Raw genomic sequence first — 16,585 nt, 5'->3', positions numbered from 1 at the left:
GCGTTGTTACTGGGTGACGGTTTCCAGTTCCTGTTCAGTCGGTTGCTGCTGGGCCACCGCCTTGCGCATCTGTTCACAACCCCACAACACCCGCTCCGGCGTTGCCGGCGCATCCACCTGGGGCTGCACACGGTAGTCGGCGATGCTGGCCACGGCGTCCTTGAGCGCGCACCAGGCGGCAATGCCGAGCATGAACGGCGGCTCGCCCACGGCCTTGGAGTGGAACACGGTGTCTTCCGGGTTCTTGCGGTTCTCCACCAGCTTCACCCGCAGGTCCAGCGGCATGTCGGCCACTGCCGGGATCTTGTAGCTGGCCGGGCCGTTGGTCATCAACTTGCCCTTGGCATTCCATACCAGTTCTTCGGTGGTCAGCCAGCCCATGCCCTGGATGAAGCCGCCTTCGACCTGGCCGATGTCGATGGCCGGGTTCAGCGAGTCGCCCACGTCATGCAGGATGTCGGCGCGCAGCATCTTGTACTCGCCGGTCAGGGTGTCGACGATCACTTCCACACAGGCAGCGCCGAAGGCGAAGTAGTAGAACGGCCGGCCGCGTGCCTGGCTGCGGTCGTAGTAGATCTTCGGCGTGCGGTAGAAGCCGGTGGACGACAGCGATACCTGGGCGAAGTACGCCTGCTGCACCAGTTGCTCGAAGCTGACGATCTGGTCGCGCACGCGGACGTGGCCGTTGCGGAACTCGACATCTTCCTCGGTCACCTGGTAGTGCCGCGCAGCAAATTCGGTGAGGCGCTTCTTGAGGATTTCGGCGGCGTTCTGGGCGGCCTTGCCATTCAGGTCGGCGCCACTCGAAGCTGCGGTTGGCGAGGTATTGGGTACCTTGTCGGTATTGGTGGCGGTGATCTGGATGCGGCTGAAGTCGACCTGGAATACTTGCGCCACCACTTGTGCCACCTTGGTGTTAAGGCCCTGGCCCATCTCGGTGCCGCCGTGGTTCAGGTGAATGCTGCCGTCGGTATAGATGTGGATCAGCGCACCGGCCTGGTTGAGGAACGTGGCGGTGAACGAAATACCGAACTTGACCGGGGTCAGCGCCAGGCCCTTCTTCAGGACCGGGCTGTTGGCATTGAAGCGGCGGATCGACTCGCGGCGCTCGGCGTAGTCGCTGCTGGCTTCGAGTTCGGCAGTCATCTCCTCGAGCATGTTGTGCTCGACGGTCTGGTAGTAGTGGGTGACGTTGCGCTCGGTCTTGCCGTAATAGTTGGCCTTGCGCACGGCCAGCGGGTCGCGGCCGAGGTGGCGGGCGATGTGGTCCATCACCTGCTCGATGGCGACCATCCCCTGCGGGCCACCGAAGCCCCGGTAAGCGGTGTTGGAGGCGGTGTTGGTCTTGCAACGGTGGCCGTGCACGGTGGCATCGCCCAGGTAGTAGGCGTTGTCGGCGTGGAACATGGCACGGTCGACGATCGAACCGGACAGGTCGGGCGAATAGCCGCAATTGCCGGCCAGGTCGAGGTTGATGCCGTGCAGCCGGCCGTCGTCATCGAAGCCGACGTCGTATTCCACGTAGAACGGGTGGCGCTTGCCGGTCATGGTCATGTCTTCGACCCGGGGCAGGCGCATCTTGGTCGGTTGGCCAGTCAGGCGGGCGATCACCGCGCACAGGCAGGCCGGGCTGGCCGCCTGGGTTTCCTTGCCGCCGAAGCCGCCGCCCATGCGGCGCATGTCCAGTACTACCTTGTTCATTGGCACGTCGAGCACTTCGGCGACCAGCTTCTGCACTTCGGTGGGGTTCTGCGTGGAGCAGTAGACGATCATGCCGCCGTCCTCGGTGGGCATCACCGAGGAAATCTGGGTTTCCAGGTAGAAGTGCTCCTGGCCGCCTATGTGCAGGGTGCCTTGCAGGCGGTGCGGGGCGCTGGCCAGGGCCGCGGCCGAGTCGCCGCGCTGGTGGGTATGGCTGTCGAGCACGAAGTGCTTCCTGCGCAAGGCATCGACCACGTCCAGTACCGGCTCCAGGTCTTCGTATTCGACGATGGCGGCCATGGCCGCTCGGCGGGCGGTGTCGAGATCGCGGGCCGCCACGGCGAGCACCGGCTGGCCGAAGAACTCGACCTTGTCGATGGCCAGCAGCGGGTCGCCGGCCACCACCGGGCCAATGTCCTTCAACCCTGGAATGTCTTCGTGGGTGATGGCGATGCGCACGCCTTCGAAGGCGTAGCAGGGCGAGGTGTCGATGCGCAGGATGCGCGCATGGGCACGGTCTGCGGTGCGCGCGTAGACGTGCAATTGATTGGGGAATTCCAGGCGGTCGTCGATGTACAGCGCTTCGCCCGACACATGCTTGTCGGCACTGTCGTGCTTGACGCTGCGGCCGACCCCGGTGGTCAGGTCCTGGCTGAACAGTTCGGCCATCTCGGCCTGGCTCTTGGCTGCGTGATGGTTAGACATAGTCGGTCACCCGGGTCTCGATGTAGGGCGTTTGCTGTTCGATGAAGTACTTGCGCAACAGGTTCTGCGCGGTCAGCAGGCGGTATTCCTTGCTGGCGCGGAAGTCGCTGAGCGGGGTGAAGTCTTCGGCCAGGGCCTGGCAGGCACGCTCGATGCTGGCCTGGTTCCACGGCTTGCCGCGCAGGGCGGCTTCGCAGGCGCGGGCGCGCTTGGGGGTGGCCGCCATGCCGCCGAAGGCGATACGCACGCCGCTGACCACACCGTCTTCGATGCTCAGGTTGAAGGCGCCGCATACGGCGGAAATGTCGTCGTCCAGGCGTTTGGACACTTTATAGGCGCGGAAGGCCCAGTCGTTGCTGGCGCGTGGCACGATGATCTTCTCGATGAACTCGCTGTCCTGGCGGGCAGTGATGCGGTAGTCGATGAAGTAGTCTTCCAGTGGTATCACCCGCTGGCGCTCGCCCTGGCGCAGCACTACCTGCGCATCCAGAGCGATCAGCAGGGGCGGCGAATCGCCAATCGGCGAGGCGTTGCCGATGTTGCCGCCGAGGGTGCCCTGGTTGCGGATCTGCAGCGAGGCGAAGCGGTGCAGCAGGGCGCCGAAGTCGGGGTATTCCTCGTTGAGTGCGCCGTAGCAGTCGGTGAGCGGGGTGGCGGCGCCGATTTCCAGGTGGCTGGCGGTCTTGTCGATGCGCTTGAGTTCGGCGACGTGGCCAACGTAGATCATCACCGGCAGGGTCTTGTGGAACTGGGTGACCTCCAGCGCCAGGTCGGTGCCACCGGCCAGCAGGCGGGCTTCCGGGTGCGAGCTGTACAGGTCGGCCAGGTCGGCCACGGTCAGCGGCACCAGGCAGCGTTTGTCGCCACTGTTGAGTTCGCCGGTATGGGTCGGCGCAATAGCCTTGAGACGGGCGATGGTCTGCTCTTGCTGGGCGTCGAACTGGTCGCGGCAGGGCTGGCGGCAGCTTTGCTCGGCGGCGTCGAGGATCGGGCGATAGCCAGTGCAGCGGCACAGGTTGCCGGCCAGGGCTTCCTGGGCCTGATGCAGGTCGGCGCCCTGGCTGTTCTTCTGCAGGGCGAACAGCGACATGACGAAACCAGGGGTGCAGAAGCCGCATTGCGAGCCATGGCAATCGGCCATGGCCTGCTGCACGCTGTGCAGCTGGCCGTTGTGCTTGAGGCCTTCGACGCTGATCAGTTGCTTGCCGTGCAGGGATGAAACGAAGGTCAGGCAGGCGTTCAGGCTGCGGTAGCGCAGGCTGTCCTCGCCCTGTTCGTCCTGGACGAGTTCGCCAACCACCACGGTGCAGGCGCCGCAGTCGCCACTGGCGCAGCCCTCCTTGGTGCCGGGTTTGCCCAGGTGCTCACGCAGGTACTGCAGCACCGTCATGTTTGGGTCCAGGGCATGCTCACTACGCAGCTCCTGGTTGACGAGAAACTGGATCACGGGGATGGCCTCGCAATGGTTTTATTGTTGTTGGGCGGACAATAAGCAGACCTGTCGCAGTGGTCAATATTTTTCTGACTCAAAGGTCAGGAAATTGCGCATGTCAACGCCCAGCCGAACGCAGCGCCCATATCACAAGCATAGATCGCGCCGTGTCACTGACGGCCTGGCAGGGTAAATAAAGCGCCGCGCCCCTCTGCGCGTGCGCCGGGCAAGTGCGCTACAATCGCTCCCTTGTGCCCAGTTCAATGATTTTGAAGGAAAACCATGACGTTCAAGGCGCCGGACAGCCTCTCCGAGCAGATTGCCGACTACCTGGCCGAACGCATCATCCGCGGCGAACTTGCGCCGGGTGAGCGTATCCAGGAGCAGAAGGTCACCCAGGCCCTCAGCGTCAGCCGCGGCTCGGTGCGCGAAGCGTTGTTGATCCTCGAACGTCGCCATCTGGTGGCGATCCTGCCGCGACGTGGTGCTCATGTCACTGAGCTGGACGAGCGCAGCGTGCGCAGCCTGTGCACCTTGATGGGCGAGTTCTACATCCTGCTGGGCAACGCTGTTGCCCAGCAATGGCGCCTGGAAGCCGACCTGCGCCCGTTTCTGGACATCCAGCAACGCCTGCAGCAGGCGCGCGAGCGCCAGGACATCAAGGTGTTCGTCGCCGAGAGCTTCGCGGTGATGCGCGCTGCCTATCCTTTTGCTGACAACCCCTATCTGCAGGAAACCGTAGAAAACCTTCAGCCGGCCATGAGCCGTGCCTACTACCTGGCCCTGGATCAGCGCCAGGCCAGCATGGACGACTACCTCGACCTGTTCGCCCGCCTGCTCGAAGCCGTGGTGGCGCGTGACCTGCCGCGCATCCGCGAGGTGCTCACCGCCTATGGCCAGCGCAGTTGCGAACTGGTGCTGGCGGCGTTGGCCCGAGGCTGACCGATGCGCCTGAAGTGCATTCGCCTGGCCGGGTTCAAGTCGTTCGTCGACCCGACCACGGTCAACTTCCCCAGCAACATGGCGGCCGTGGTCGGCCCCAACGGCTGCGGCAAGTCCAATATCATCGACGCAGTGCGTTGGGTGATGGGCGAAAGTTCGGCGAAGAACCTCCGTGGCGAGTCGATGACCGACGTCATCTTCAACGGCTCCACCAGCCGCAAGCCGGTGAGCCAGGCGAGCATCGAGCTGGTGTTCGACAACAGTGAAACCACCTTGGTCGGCGAATATGCCGCCTACGCCGAAATTTCCATCCGCCGCAAGGTCACCCGCGACGGGCAGAACAGTTATTACCTGAACGGCACCAAGTGTCGCCGTCGGGACATCACCGACATTTTCCTCGGCACCGGCCTGGGGCCGCGCAGCTACTCGATCATCGAGCAGGGCATGATCTCCAAGCTGATCGAGGCCAAGCCCGAAGAGCTGCGCAACTTCATCGAAGAGGCGGCCGGCATCTCCAAGTACAAAGAGCGCCGCCGCGAGACCGAAAGCCGCATCCGCCGCACCCAGGAGAACCTGGCGCGCCTGACCGACCTGCGCGAAGAGCTGGAACGCCAGCTCGAGCGCCTGCACCGCCAGGCCCAGGCCGCCGAGAAGTATCGCGAATACAAGGCTCAGGAACGCCAGCTCAAGGCGCGCCTGTCGGCCTTGCGCTGGCGTGACCTGGACGAGCGTGTGCGCCAGCGCGAGGCCGTGATCGGCGATCAGGAGGTCGCTCATGAGGCGCTGGTTGCCGAGCAGCGCAATGCCGATGCCAGCATCGAGCGGCTGCGCGACGGCCATCATGAGTTGTCCGAGCGCTTCAACCAGGTGCAGGGCCGCTTCTATTCGGTGGCGGGTGACATCGCTCGGGTAGAGCAGAGTATCCAGCACGGCCAGCAGCGCCTGCGCCAGTTGCAGGACGACCTCATGGAAGCCGAGCGCACGCGCCAGGAAACCGAATCGCACCTGGGCCATGACCGCACGCTGCTGGCCACCCTGGGTGAGGAGCTGGCCATGCTCGAACCGGAGCAGGCGTTGACCCTGGCCGCCGCCGAAGAGGCTGCCGCCACCCTCGAAGAGGCCGAGCTGGGCATGCACGGCTGGCAAGAGCAATGGGACAGTTTCAATACCCGTTCTGCCGAGCCGCGGCGCCAGGCCGAAGTGCAGCAGGCGCGCCTGCTGCAGCTGGAGGCCAGCCTGGAACGCATTGCCGAGCGCCAGCGCAAGCTGGTCGAGGAGGGCGAGCAGTTGGGGGCAGAGCCACAGGATGCCTCCCTGCTTGAACTCTCCGAGCGACTGGCCAGCAGCGAGATGCTGCTGGAAGAGTTGCAGTTATCGGAAGAGCAGGTGGTCGAGCGCCTGGAAAGCGTGCGTGAGCAACTGCAGCAGGCGACCAGTGCCCAGCAACAGCAGCAGGGCGACCTGCAGCGCCTCGGCGGCCGCCTGGCCTCGTTGGAGGCGCTGCAGCAGGCCGCGCTGGAGCCGGCGGGGGGTGCCGCCGACTGGCTGCACGAGCAAGGCCTGCAGCAACGCCCGCGCCTGGCTGAGGGCCTGCGCGTGGAGCCGGGTTGGGAGCTGGCAGTGGAAACCGTGCTGGGTGCCGACTTGCAGGCTGTGCTGCTGGACGATTTTGCCGGGCTGGACTTTGCCGGCCTGGAGCAGGGCGAGCTACGCCTGTTGCTGGCGGCTGGTGGTCGTGAGCGTCACCCCGGCAGCTTGCTCGACAAGGTCGAGGGGAGTACCGATCTGAGTCCGTGGCTGGGCAGGGTGCAGCCGGTCGAAGACCTCGCCGAGGCCCTGGCACGGCGCGCCGCACTGGGCGAAGGGCAGAGCCTGGTCAGCCGCGATGGCTACTGGGTTGGCCGCCATTTCCTGCGCGTCAGCCGCGGTGGCGAGGCGCAGGGTGGGGTGCTCGCCCGTGGCCAGGAAATCGAACGCCTTGGGCAGCAGCAGCTGGAGCTTGAGGCCGCGCTGGAGCAGCTGGAGCAGCAGCTTCAGGCCGCCCGCGAGCAGCAGCTGGGCCTGGAAGAGCAGCGTGAGCAGCTGCGCCGGCGCAGCCAGGAAGAAAACCGCCAGCAGGGTGAGCTCAAGGCCAGCCTCTCCGCCAATCGTGCCCGCGCCGAGCAGGTAGCGCTGCGTCGCGGCCGCTTGCAGGAGGAGCTGGCCGAGCTTCTGGAGCAGCGTGCCCTGGAGCAGGAGCAGTTGGGTGAGGCGCGGCTGGTGCTGCAGCAAGCCCTGGACCTGATGGCCCAGGACACCGAACAGCGCGAACAGCTGATGGCGCGCCGCGACACCCTGCGCGAAGGCCTTGACCGTATCCGCCAGGAAGCCCGTCAGCACAAAGACCACGCCCACCAGCTGGCCGTGCGGCTTGGGTCGTTGCGTGCCCAGCACGACTCCACTCGCCAGGCCCTGGAGCGCCTGGAACAGCAGGCCGCACGCCTGAGCGAGCGCCAGGAGCAGCTGAGCCTGAACCTCGAAGAAGGTGAGGCGCCGCTGGAAGAATTGCGCCTGAAGCTCGAGGAGCTGCTGGAGCGGCGCATGAGCGTCGACGAGGAAATGCGCCTGGCGCGCCTGCACATGGATGAAGCCGACCGCGCACTGCGCGATGCCGAAAAGCGCCGCACCCAGGCCGAGCAGCAAGCCCAGTTGCTGCGCGGCCAGCTGGAGCAGATGCGCCTGGAAAACCAGGGCCTGGACATTCGCCGCAAGACCTTGCAGGAACAATTGCTGGCCGACGGCTACGATTTGCAGGGGGTGCTCGCCACTGTCGAGGCCGATGCCAGCGAGCAGGGCACCGAGCAGGAACTGGAGCAGATGGAAGGCCGCATCCAGCGCTTGGGTGCAATCAACCTGGCGGCCATCGAAGAGTACGAGCAGCAGTCCGAGCGCAAGCGTTACCTCGACGCCCAGGACGCCGATCTGGTCGAGGCCCTGGACACCCTGGAAAACGTCATCCGCAAGATCGACAAGGAAACCCGCAACCGCTTCAAGGATACCTTTGATCAGATAAATGCCGGATTACAGGCACTTTTTCCAAAAGTTTTCGGTGGTGGCAGCGCTTATCTGGAACTGACGGGCGAAGATCTACTCGATACAGGGGTGACGATCATGGCGCGCCCGCCGGGCAAGAAGAACAGCACCATCCATCTGCTGTCCGGCGGCGAGAAGGCACTGACCGCATTGGCGCTGGTGTTTGCCATCTTCAAGTTGAACCCCGCACCGTTCTGCATGCTCGACGAGGTCGATGCGCCGCTGGACGATGCCAACGTCGGGCGGTACGCCCGTCTGGTCAAGGAAATGAGTGAAAGCGTGCAGTTCATCTACATCACCCATAACAAGATTGCCATGGAGATGGCGGATCAATTGATGGGGGTGACCATGCATGAGCCCGGTTGTTCACGTCTTGTTGCAGTCGATGTGGAGGAGGCCCTGGCCATGGTGGAGGCCTGATGAGCGATGATAGGGCGAAAACAACAGGCAAATGCCCCTGTCATGTGCGACAGACGGTGTAAAGTTGTCTTTGGTCGTGCTAGCTTAATGTCACTCGTTTTTTGCGTGGGTAAAACGCCTGTCAGAACATAGAGTTGGCGCCACGTGTTAAAGGGCTTTGAACCCTTTGTTTTCAAGCATATTTTTATAGAGGCACGGGATTACATGGAAATCGGTCTGCGCGAGTGGCTGATCGTCATCGGCGTCATTGTCATCGCCGGTATTCTTTTCGACGGCTGGCGCCGCATGCGCGGCGGAAAAGGCAAGCTGAAATTCCGTCTGGATCGCAGTTATTCCAACCTGCCGGACGAAGAAGGCAGCGCTGAAGTGCTCGGCCCGTCGCGGGTGCTGGAAACCCACAAGGAGCCTGAACTGGACGAAACCGACCTGCCTTCGGTCAGTGCGCCAGCACGTGAGCGTGAGCGTGAGCCCAAGCCGGCCAAGGCCAGCAAGCGCGGCAAACGTGTGGCAGAAGCGCAGCAGCAGGGTGACTTGAACCTGGCTGCCGAACCGCGCGAGCCCGACCTGTTCGCCGATGCCGACGAAGATCTCGCCGCCGACACCACCCGCAACAGTGGCTTCGCTGCCACCGGCAACGCAGCCAAGGAGCTGCCACCGGTCGAGGAAGTGCTGGTGATCAGCGTGATTTCCCGCGACGAAGGTGGTTTCAAAGGCCCGGCCCTGCTGCAGAACATCCTTGAAAGCGGCCTGCGTTTTGGCGAAATGGATATCTTCCATCGTCACGAAAGCATGGCCGGTCATGGTGAAGTCCTGTTCTCCATGGCCAACGCGGTCAAGCCGGGCATCTTCGACCTGGACGACATCGACCATTTCAGCACCCGTGCGGTGAGCTTCTTCCTCGGCCTGCCAGGCCCGCGTCATCCGAAGCAAGCCTTCGACGTGATGGTGGCGGCAGCGCGCAAGCTGGCCCACGAGCTCAATGGCGAACTGAAGGACGACCAGCGCAGCGTGCTGACCGCCCAGACCATCGAGCACTACCGCCAGCGCATCGTCGAATTCGAGCGCCGTGCGCTGACCCAGAAGCGCTGATATGCCCAAGTGGGCGGACCTGGCCTCGGTCTCGCCCACCCTGTTTCAAGTGCAAGAGCAGCCCTGGGCTGCTCTTTTGCTTTGCAAGAGAACCTGAAAATGACCGCCGAAACCCGAATCCACGAACTGCGCGCCGAGCTGGACCAGCACAACTATCGCTACTACGTGCTCGACGAGCCGAGCGTGCCCGATGCCGAGTACGACCGCCTGTTCAATGAGCTCAAGGCGCTCGAGGCCGAGCACCCGCACCTGGTAACCCCTGACTCGCCTACCCAACGTGTCGGCGGCGCTGCCCTGGCTGCCTTCAGCCAGGTTCGTCACGAAGTGCCGATGCTCAGCCTTGGGAACGCTTTCGAAGAGGCCGACCTGCGCGAGTTCGGTCGCCGTGTGGTGGACGGGCTCGACCAGCCCGGCACGGTGGACTTCAGTTGCGAGCCGAAGCTCGATGGCCTGGCGGTGAGCCTGCTCTACCGTGACGGCCAGCTGGTGCAGGGTGCCACCCGTGGTGATGGCACCACTGGCGAGGACATCAGCGCCAACGTGCGCACCGTGCGCAACATCCCGCTCAGGCTGCAGGGCGAGGGCTGGCCTGCCGTGCTCGAAGTGCGTGGCGAGGTATACATGAGCAAGGCCGGCTTCGACCGCCTCAATGCTGCCCAGGCGCAAGCTGGCGGCAAGACTTTCGCCAACCCGCGCAACGCCGCTGCCGGCAGCCTGCGCCAGCTCGATTCGAAGATCACTGCCGGGCGCCCGCTGGAGTTCTGCTGCTACGGCGTCGGGCAGGTTTCCGCGAGCATCGGCGAGAGTCACATCGGCATCCTTGAACAGCTCAAGCAGTGGGGCCTGCCCATCAGCCGCGAGCTCAGGCATGCGGCCGGTATCGAAGAATGCCTGGCCTACTACCGCGACATCGGCGAGCGCCGCAACAGCCTGCCGTATGAAATCGACGGCGTGGTATTCAAGGTCAACAGCCTGGCTGCCCAGCGCGAGCTGGGCTTCCGCGCACGTGAGCCACGCTGGGCCATCGCCCACAAGTTCCCGGCGATGGAAGAACTCACCGAAGTGCTGGACGTGGAATTCCAGGTCGGCCGAACCGGCGCGGTCACGCCGGTGGCTCGCCTGAGGCCGGTCAAGGTGGCGGGCGTGACAGTGTCCAACGCCACCCTTCACAACATGGACGAAATCGCCCGGCTGGGGCTGCGCATCGGTGACACGGTGATCATCCGCCGTGCCGGTGATGTGATCCCGCAGGTCATGCAAGTGGTGCTCGAGCGCCGCCCCGAAGATGCGCGCCCGGTGCATGTGCCGAGCGAATGCCCGGTGTGCGGTTCACAGGTCGAACGAACCCAGCTGGTCAAGCGCAGCAAGGGCAAGGAAACCACCAGCGAAGGTGCGGTGTACCGCTGCGTCGGCCGCCTGGCCTGCGCTGCCCAGCTCAAGCAGGCGATCATTCACTATGTCTCCCGTCGTGCCATGGACATCGATGGCCTGGGCGAGAAGAGTGTCGAGCAGCTGGTGGATGAAGGGCTGATCAGCTCGCCGGCCGATTTGTACCAGCTGGAGTTCGATCAGATCGTCGGCCTGGAGGGCTTTGCCGAGGTTTCCAGCAAGAAATTGCTGGACGCCATCGAAGCCAGCAAGCGCCCGAGCCTGGCGCGCTTCATCTATGCCCTGGGCATTCCGGATGTCGGCGAGGAAACCGCCAAGGTCCTGGCTCGCTCGTTGGGCAGCCTGGATCGTGTGCGACAGGCGCTGCCACAGGTGCTGACTTATCTGCCGGACATCGGCCTGGAAGTCGCCCACGAGATCCACAACTTTTTCCAAGACGAGCACAACCGCAAGGTCATCGAGCAGTTGTTGGCCTGCGGCATGCAGCTGCAGGATGAAGGCGAGCTGGCTGCCGAGTTCGCCGCCAGCACCACCCTTGCCGGCATGATCGCCAAGCTGGATATCGCTTCGGTCGGCCCGACCGGTGCCGAGAAGCTGGTGGCCAAACTCGATAGCCTGGACAAGATCATCGCCGCTGACGGCATCGACCTGCGCCAGGCCCTGGCGGCGAAACAGGCCGACGCGGTACGCGAGTTCTTCAAGGATGAGGCCAACCAGAAGCTGGCCCGTGATATCGAGGCCCAGTTGTTGGCCTTTGGCATGCACTGGAGCAGCCAGAAGAAGGTGGCCGAAGGCCTGCCACTTGCTGGCCAGACGTGGGTGCTGACGGGGTCCCTGGAGCGCTTCAGCCGCGACATCGCCAAGGAGAAGCTGGAAGGCCTTGGCGCCAAGGTGGCCGGCTCGGTGTCTGGCAAGACCCACTGCGTGGTCGCAGGCCCTGGCGCCGGGTCCAAGCTGGCCAAGGCCAGTGAGTTGGGCGTGAAGGTACTGGATGAGGAAGCCTTCGTGGCCTTCCTGGCGGAGCAGGGCATCACTGTCTGACCCTGTGCGGTGCTTGCAGGGGCGGACTTATCCGCGAAGAGGCCGGCCCTGCCACGCTCAATCCGGACAAGTCATTGAGAAATGATGACTTTTTCTTGCGCAGAGGTTGTATCTTCGCCCCAGACCGGTACAATGGCGCGGCTCGCTGCTTGGCGAGCCGCGTAGTGGTGGCCCCATCGGTCCCCCCGCATTGATTACCCGTTAACCTGGTCAGGCCCGGAAGGGAGCAGCCATAGCGGGAACATCGAGTGCCGGGGTGTGGCTGGTGGGGCCGCCTCCATTTCCGGGGTCGGAAAATTGCAGTCGGCCCTGCGCATCACCTCCCCCATCTTTTGATCATTGTTACAGCTGTCGCATGATCCAGGTGCCGACAACGATCACGATCAACGAAAACCCCGCTCCCATGCCAAGCGGTATCAGCACTTCCCAAGGGGAGGCGTTCCTGGCTTTACGCATGTCTTCTTGCAGCGCCTCGATCTCAAGGTACATTTCCTCGCGGATTTCCTGAATGGAGCGTCGCATGGTTGTTCCTCTGCGTGATTATTTGACCAGAAGGCTGATGATTCCGCTCAGGGCTGCCAATGTGGTAGAGCCGACGATAAAGGGATAGCAGAATGTCTCGCGGTTGAGCTTGTTCACCTCAGCGGAAAATTTTCGGGCTTCAGCGCTGAGTCTTTGCTTTTCGATCAGCAGTTTATCGAGTTCGAGGTTGTCGCGTTCGTCCTGACGCATGAGGCTTCCTTGTGCGATAGCGAAAACGTCTGTGCGCTATTTTGTTCCGTTTCCTGGTCTATGGAAATCGTTCGCTTCGAATGTTGTTGTAGTCTCGGTGGCTTTGATTTTCCGATATTTCAAGGGCTGCAGCGTGCGCCTGGAATTCTCCTTGGTTAAAAAGAGAAATCTCCTACACGCATTCCTTTGCTGAAGAAATATCCTACGCAACCTGTCGCCACCCGTCTGATTGTCCCTGAGAAGCCCGCCCCTTAGCATTTTTTGGTCGCTGTCAGTTCAGCGATCGGGTGTGGAAGCCCAGCGGTGTGACGTATGTCGTTATGACAGTTGTGGCGGGAGGCTCTCAGCCTGCCGGGCTCGCCGTACCCTGGTCTTCCACCTCGCGTACAACTGTGACCCTATCGCGTGGAAGCGAAAGGGGGGGCACCAACTCGGTACGGTGACCTATGAAAAAGATTGTTCCAGATCCACCCCACGACCTCGATCCTCAGCCAGGCAAAGCCTTGTCTCGCGCCATCAGCGAGGGCATTGTCCCGATGGAATACGTGCTGATGAACGTCGCCCATTATCTGATGTTCGCCTACAGCGACAGTCGGCGGGCGCTGGAGCGCATCGAGGATGAAGAGACGAGGCAATTTCTCCAGCACGGCTTGCGGGCGATGCAGATTGCCTGTGGGCAGGCGGATGCGTTGGTGGCGGCTGTGGAGCGGAAGTGATTGTGTGAGGGCTGGCAGGTGCTTGGCGGGCTTTCGCGTCAGGGCCGCCAAGTGCTTGCCACAACAGCTTCAACGCCTGCAAGATCGAGCGCCGCCCGCGCGGCGCATCGCGGATAAATCCGCTCCTACATCTGTTTCGGGCCAGTTATTTCTGTGCCATTGGCGCGCGCACCTTGGGGCATGGCAGGAGTTTGGTGGAGCAACAGCAGCGATTCCTTCGATATCGAAGAGGACAAACAAGGCGAACAGTGGTGATTTCACAGGAAGGACTGGCCTGAAACAGATGTAGGAGCGGATTTATCCGCGATGCGCCGCGCGGGCGGCGCTCGATCTCACAGGCGCTGAAACTGTTGTGGCAGGCACCTAGAGGCCCAGATGCTCTATTCAGGCGGGCACCCACCGGCCCGGACTAAACTCAAGGCCGAACCCCCAAAACCTCCCCCGAATACCCTGTCGCCCCATACCGCTGCACAATCCGCTCAATTTCCCCCGACTGCCTCATCCGCACCAAGGCCCGTAAAACCCCCTGGGTCGGTATCGCCGGGTCATTCCTCACCATGCACCCCAGCGCCTGTTCCTCCAGCACCGCCTGCACCTGCAGGCGCTGCCCGGCTGGCAGGCCCTGGTTGAACCACTGCAGCGACAGCTCATTGCTCACCGCATGCTGATACCGTCCGATCTGCAGCTTCTGCAGCGCCAGTTGCTGGCTGCGGCTGTCTTCGCGCTGCAGGCGCCCCTGGGCAAACAGCGGCTCCAGCGTGCCGTAGGCATACCCCAGCACCGTGCCGATCGCCTGGGGTGGCAGCTGTTCGGGGAGGGCAGAGGCGGCGTCGCCGGGTCGCCCGACCAGCACATCACGTTGCTGAATCAACGGAATGCTCCAGACGAAATTGCCCGGCCGATCATTGAACCACTGGCTGCTTACATAGCAGCGCACATCGATATCGCCAGCGTCCATCGCCTGCTGCATGCGCAGGCGGGCCATCACGTGATACTCCGGGCGCACGCCGGCCTCCCGGGCCAATGCCTGGATAAGGTCGAACACCAGGCCCTCCACCGGCTGGCCGCCTTCGACCCGCACCAGCGGCATGCTCCAGCTCTCGGCCACGGAAAAGCGCAGCACCGGCAGGTCCGCCAAGCTGTGAGTGCTCCAGAGCAAGAGCAGGGCCAGCAGTCGTCGCAATGCACATCCTCCTTGAACAGCGCGCCAGTTGCTTAGCTTAGACGAGCCGCGCAGGGTGCAATTTTGCCCCCGCTCCGCTAGCATTAGCGATCTTCCGCTCGATCAGGCTGCGATGGTTTTTCGATGAGTTATCAGGTTCTTGCACGTAAATGGCGTCCGCGCTCGTTCCGCGAAATGGTCGGCCAGGCCCATGTGCTCAAGGCCTTGATCAATGCCTTGGACAACCAACGGCTGCACCATGCCTATCTGTTCACCGGCACGCGGGGTGTGGGCAAGACCACCATTGCACGAATCATAGCCAAATGCCTCAACTGCGAGACCGGTATCACGTCCACGCCCTGCGGCACGTGTTCGGTATGCCGGGAGATCGACGAGGGCCGCTTCGTCGACCTGATCGAGATCGACGCCGCGAGCCGCACCAAGGTCGAAGATACCCGCGAACTGCTCGATAACGTGCAGTACGCGCCAAGCCGTGGTCGCTTCAAGGTCTACCTGATCGACGAAGTGCACATGCTCTCCACCCACTCGTTCAACGCCCTGCTCAAGACGCTGGAAGAGCCGCCGCCCTACGTCAAGTTCATCCTTGCCACCACCGACCCGCAGAAGTTGCCTGCGACCATTCTGTCGCGCTGCCTGCAGTTCTCGTTGAAGAACATGAGCCCGGAGCGGGTGGTCGAGCACCTGAGCCATGTGCTGCAGGCCGAGAATGTGCCGTTCGAGCCAGATGCCCTGTGGTTGCTCGGCCGTGCTGCCGACGGCTCGATGCGTGATGCCATGAGCCTGACTGACCAGGCCATTGCCTTTGGTGAAGGCAAGGTGCTGGCGGCCGATGTGCGTGCCATGCTCGGCAGCCTCGATCACGGCCAGGTCTATGGTGTGCTGCAGGCGCTGCTCGAAGGTGATGCGCGTGCGCTGCTCGAAGCCGTACGCAACCTTGCCGAGCAAGGGCCGGACTGGGGCGGCGTACTGGCCGAAATGCTCAATGTACTGCACCGCGTTGCCATCGCCCAGGCGCTGCCCGAGGCGGTGGACAACGGCCAGGGCGATCGCGACCGGGTGCTGGCACTGGCCTCGGCGTTGCCCGCTGAAGATGTGCAGTTCTACTACCAGATGGGCCTGATCGGCCGCCGCGACCTGCCGTTGGCGCCGGACCCGCGGGGCGGTTTCGAAATGGTCCTGCTGCGCATGCTGGCGTTTCGCCCGGCAGATAGCGACGACGCGCCGAAGCCGGTGCTAAAGCCGGTGGGGATCAGCCAGGCCACAGCTGATCCGGCAACCACGGTGGCAGCGCCAGCCGTTGCTGTCGCGGCGCCTGCCGTAGCGCCGGCGCAACCTGCGCCCGTGGCGTCGGCCCCGCAGGCCGAGGTCGCGCCGGTCGTGGAGCCGGCTCCTGAACCTGAACCTGAACGTGAGGTTGTAGCGCCTGAGCCGCCGGCGGTGGAGCAGGTCATCGATCTACCCTGGGAAGAGCCCGCTGCGCCGCCCGCGCCCGTTGCCGCTCCAGCCCCAGCCCCGGTAGTTGCCGCGCAAAACGCCCAGCCCTCGTATGACGAGCCACCGTTCGACCCATCCGCCTACGCTTCGGCGGGTATGGAGCGTGACGACGAGCCGCCGATGGATGAGGACTATTACGGTGGCGAAAGTGACCCGGTAGGCTTCAGCTACCTGGACGAGCTGGCGGAACACGTTCAGGAAGATACCCCGGCAGTCGCACCCGAGCCGCTGCCAGCTGCCCGGCCGGCGACCGGCCTGGCCCTGCAATGGCTGGAATTGTTCCCACAGTTGCCTGTGTCCGGGATGACAGGCAACATCGCTGCAAACTGTACGCTCATGGCTGTCGACGGTGATGACTGGCTGCTGCACCTGGACCCTGGCCAGGGTGCGCTGTTCAATGCCACCCAGCAACGCCGGTTGAACGAGGCGCTCAACCAGCACCTGGGGCGCACCTTGAACCTGCGGATCGAACTGATCCGTCCCGAGCAGGAAACCCCGGCCCAGGCGGCCTCGCGCAAGCGTGCCGAGCGCCAGCAGGACGCCGTGCTGTCGATCGAGCAGGATCCGTTGATCCAGCAGATGATCAAGCAGTTCGGTGCCACGGTGCGACAGGATACTATTGAGCCTGTAGAAGCCCTGGTCAGCCAGGGCCAGTAATCGATAACCATG

The 16,585-nt window shown here is 63.5% G+C and carries 11 protein-coding genes and 1 other RNA gene; 7 read left to right on the top strand and 5 right to left on the bottom strand.

All coding sequences use genetic code 11. From position 1 onward, the window contains the following. Positions 1-6: 6 nt before the first annotated feature. Complete coding sequence (xdhB, locus tag L6D64_RS00780; RefSeq protein ID WP_176506756.1) at positions 7-2,406, bottom strand: xanthine dehydrogenase molybdopterin binding subunit; 2,400 nt, start codon at positions 2,404-2,406, stop codon at positions 7-9. Further along, a complete protein-coding gene (gene xdhA / locus L6D64_RS00775; RefSeq protein WP_176506757.1) occupies positions 2,399-3,853 on the bottom strand; it encodes a xanthine dehydrogenase small subunit in 1,455 nt (484 codons plus the stop codon). Before xdhA ends, xdhB begins: the two co-directional genes overlap by 8 nt. Before the next feature lie 267 nt (positions 3,854-4,120). Between xdhA and L6D64_RS00770 the strand changes: the two genes are divergently transcribed. The 5 genes from L6D64_RS00770 to ffs all read left to right on the top strand — a co-directional run bounded on the left by L6D64_RS00770 (position 4,121) and on the right by ffs (position 12,062). Beyond that, the gene (locus L6D64_RS00770) at positions 4,121-4,780 is read left to right on the top strand and encodes a GntR family transcriptional regulator (protein ID WP_054884122.1); all 660 of its coding nucleotides are present in this window, start codon (positions 4,121-4,123) and stop codon (positions 4,778-4,780) included. Between the two features lie 3 nt (positions 4,781-4,783). Then, positions 4,784-8,272: a chromosome segregation protein SMC gene (smc, locus tag L6D64_RS00765; RefSeq protein ID WP_176506758.1), complete on the top strand. Its 3,489-nt coding sequence runs from the start codon at positions 4,784-4,786 to the stop codon at positions 8,270-8,272. A gap of 204 nt (positions 8,273-8,476) precedes the next feature. Next, positions 8,477-9,361: a cell division protein ZipA gene (zipA, locus tag L6D64_RS00760; RefSeq protein WP_176506759.1), complete on the top strand. Its 885-nt coding sequence runs from the start codon at positions 8,477-8,479 to the stop codon at positions 9,359-9,361. Positions 9,362-9,460: 99 nt separating this feature from the next. Further along, positions 9,461-11,791, top strand: a complete 2,331-nt coding sequence (gene ligA, locus L6D64_RS00755; protein WP_176506760.1) for an NAD-dependent DNA ligase LigA — start codon at positions 9,461-9,463, stop codon at positions 11,789-11,791. Between the two features lie 174 nt (positions 11,792-11,965). Continuing rightward, positions 11,966-12,062: signal recognition particle sRNA small type (ffs, locus tag L6D64_RS00750), an RNA gene on the top strand. Between the two features lie 71 nt (positions 12,063-12,133). Here the strand turns inward: ffs and L6D64_RS00745 are convergent. Together L6D64_RS00745 and L6D64_RS00740 are read right to left on the bottom strand one after the other, a co-directional pair. Then, positions 12,134-12,313 carry a hypothetical protein gene (locus tag L6D64_RS00745; RefSeq protein WP_176506761.1) on the bottom strand — a complete coding sequence of 60 codons (180 nt, stop codon included), beginning with the start codon at positions 12,311-12,313 and terminating at the stop codon, positions 12,134-12,136. An 18-nt stretch (positions 12,314-12,331) separates the two neighbouring features. Then, on the bottom strand, positions 12,332-12,523 hold the full coding sequence (locus L6D64_RS00740) for a hypothetical protein (protein ID WP_176506762.1): 192 nt from the start codon (positions 12,521-12,523) through the stop codon (positions 12,332-12,334). A gap of 446 nt (positions 12,524-12,969) precedes the next feature. Between L6D64_RS00740 and L6D64_RS00735 the strand changes: the two genes are divergently transcribed. Then, positions 12,970-13,239 (top strand): hypothetical protein, encoded by a 270-nt coding sequence (locus L6D64_RS00735; protein ID WP_176506763.1) that lies wholly within the window; start codon positions 12,970-12,972, stop codon positions 13,237-13,239. A gap of 415 nt (positions 13,240-13,654) precedes the next feature. Here the strand turns inward: L6D64_RS00735 and L6D64_RS00730 are convergent, their stop codons facing one another. After that, positions 13,655-14,422, bottom strand: a complete 768-nt coding sequence (locus L6D64_RS00730) for a substrate-binding periplasmic protein (protein ID WP_176506764.1) — start codon at positions 14,420-14,422, stop codon at positions 13,655-13,657. A gap of 123 nt (positions 14,423-14,545) precedes the next feature. Between L6D64_RS00730 and dnaX the strand changes: the two genes are divergently transcribed. Further along, entirely contained in the window at positions 14,546-16,573 is a 2,028-nt protein-coding gene (dnaX, locus tag L6D64_RS00725; RefSeq protein ID WP_176506765.1) for a DNA polymerase III subunit gamma/tau, read from the top strand. The last annotated feature ends 12 nt before the right edge of the window (positions 16,574-16,585 follow it).

This window comes from Pseudomonas urethralis, from assembly GCF_021602465.1.
Classification (GTDB): domain Bacteria; phylum Pseudomonadota; class Gammaproteobacteria; order Pseudomonadales; family Pseudomonadaceae; genus Aquipseudomonas; species Aquipseudomonas vlassakiae.
This window is presented reverse-complemented; position numbering and strand designations above follow the sequence as displayed.

What these genes read in the sequence shown, in the direction of transcription:
- L6D64_RS00735 (WP_176506763.1), top strand. Translation starts at nt 12,970, where the DNA reads ATGAAAAAGATTGTTCCAGATCCACCCCACGACCTCGATCCTCAGCCA.
- ligA (WP_176506760.1), top strand. Translation starts at nt 9,461, where the DNA reads ATGACCGCCGAAACCCGAATCCACGAACTGCGCGCCGAGCTGGACCAG.
- L6D64_RS00740 (WP_176506762.1), bottom strand. Translation starts at nt 12,523, where the DNA reads ATGCGTCAGGACGAACGCGACAACCTCGAACTCGATAAACTGCTGATC.
- smc (WP_176506758.1), top strand. Translation starts at nt 4,784, where the DNA reads ATGCGCCTGAAGTGCATTCGCCTGGCCGGGTTCAAGTCGTTCGTCGAC.
- dnaX (WP_176506765.1), top strand. Translation starts at nt 14,546, where the DNA reads ATGAGTTATCAGGTTCTTGCACGTAAATGGCGTCCGCGCTCGTTCCGC.
- xdhB (WP_176506756.1), bottom strand. Translation starts at nt 2,406, where the DNA reads ATGTCTAACCATCACGCAGCCAAGAGCCAGGCCGAGATGGCCGAACTG.
- L6D64_RS00770 (WP_054884122.1), top strand. Translation starts at nt 4,121, where the DNA reads ATGACGTTCAAGGCGCCGGACAGCCTCTCCGAGCAGATTGCCGACTAC.
- L6D64_RS00745 (WP_176506761.1), bottom strand. Translation starts at nt 12,313, where the DNA reads ATGCGACGCTCCATTCAGGAAATCCGCGAGGAAATGTACCTTGAGATC.
- zipA (WP_176506759.1), top strand. Translation starts at nt 8,477, where the DNA reads ATGGAAATCGGTCTGCGCGAGTGGCTGATCGTCATCGGCGTCATTGTC.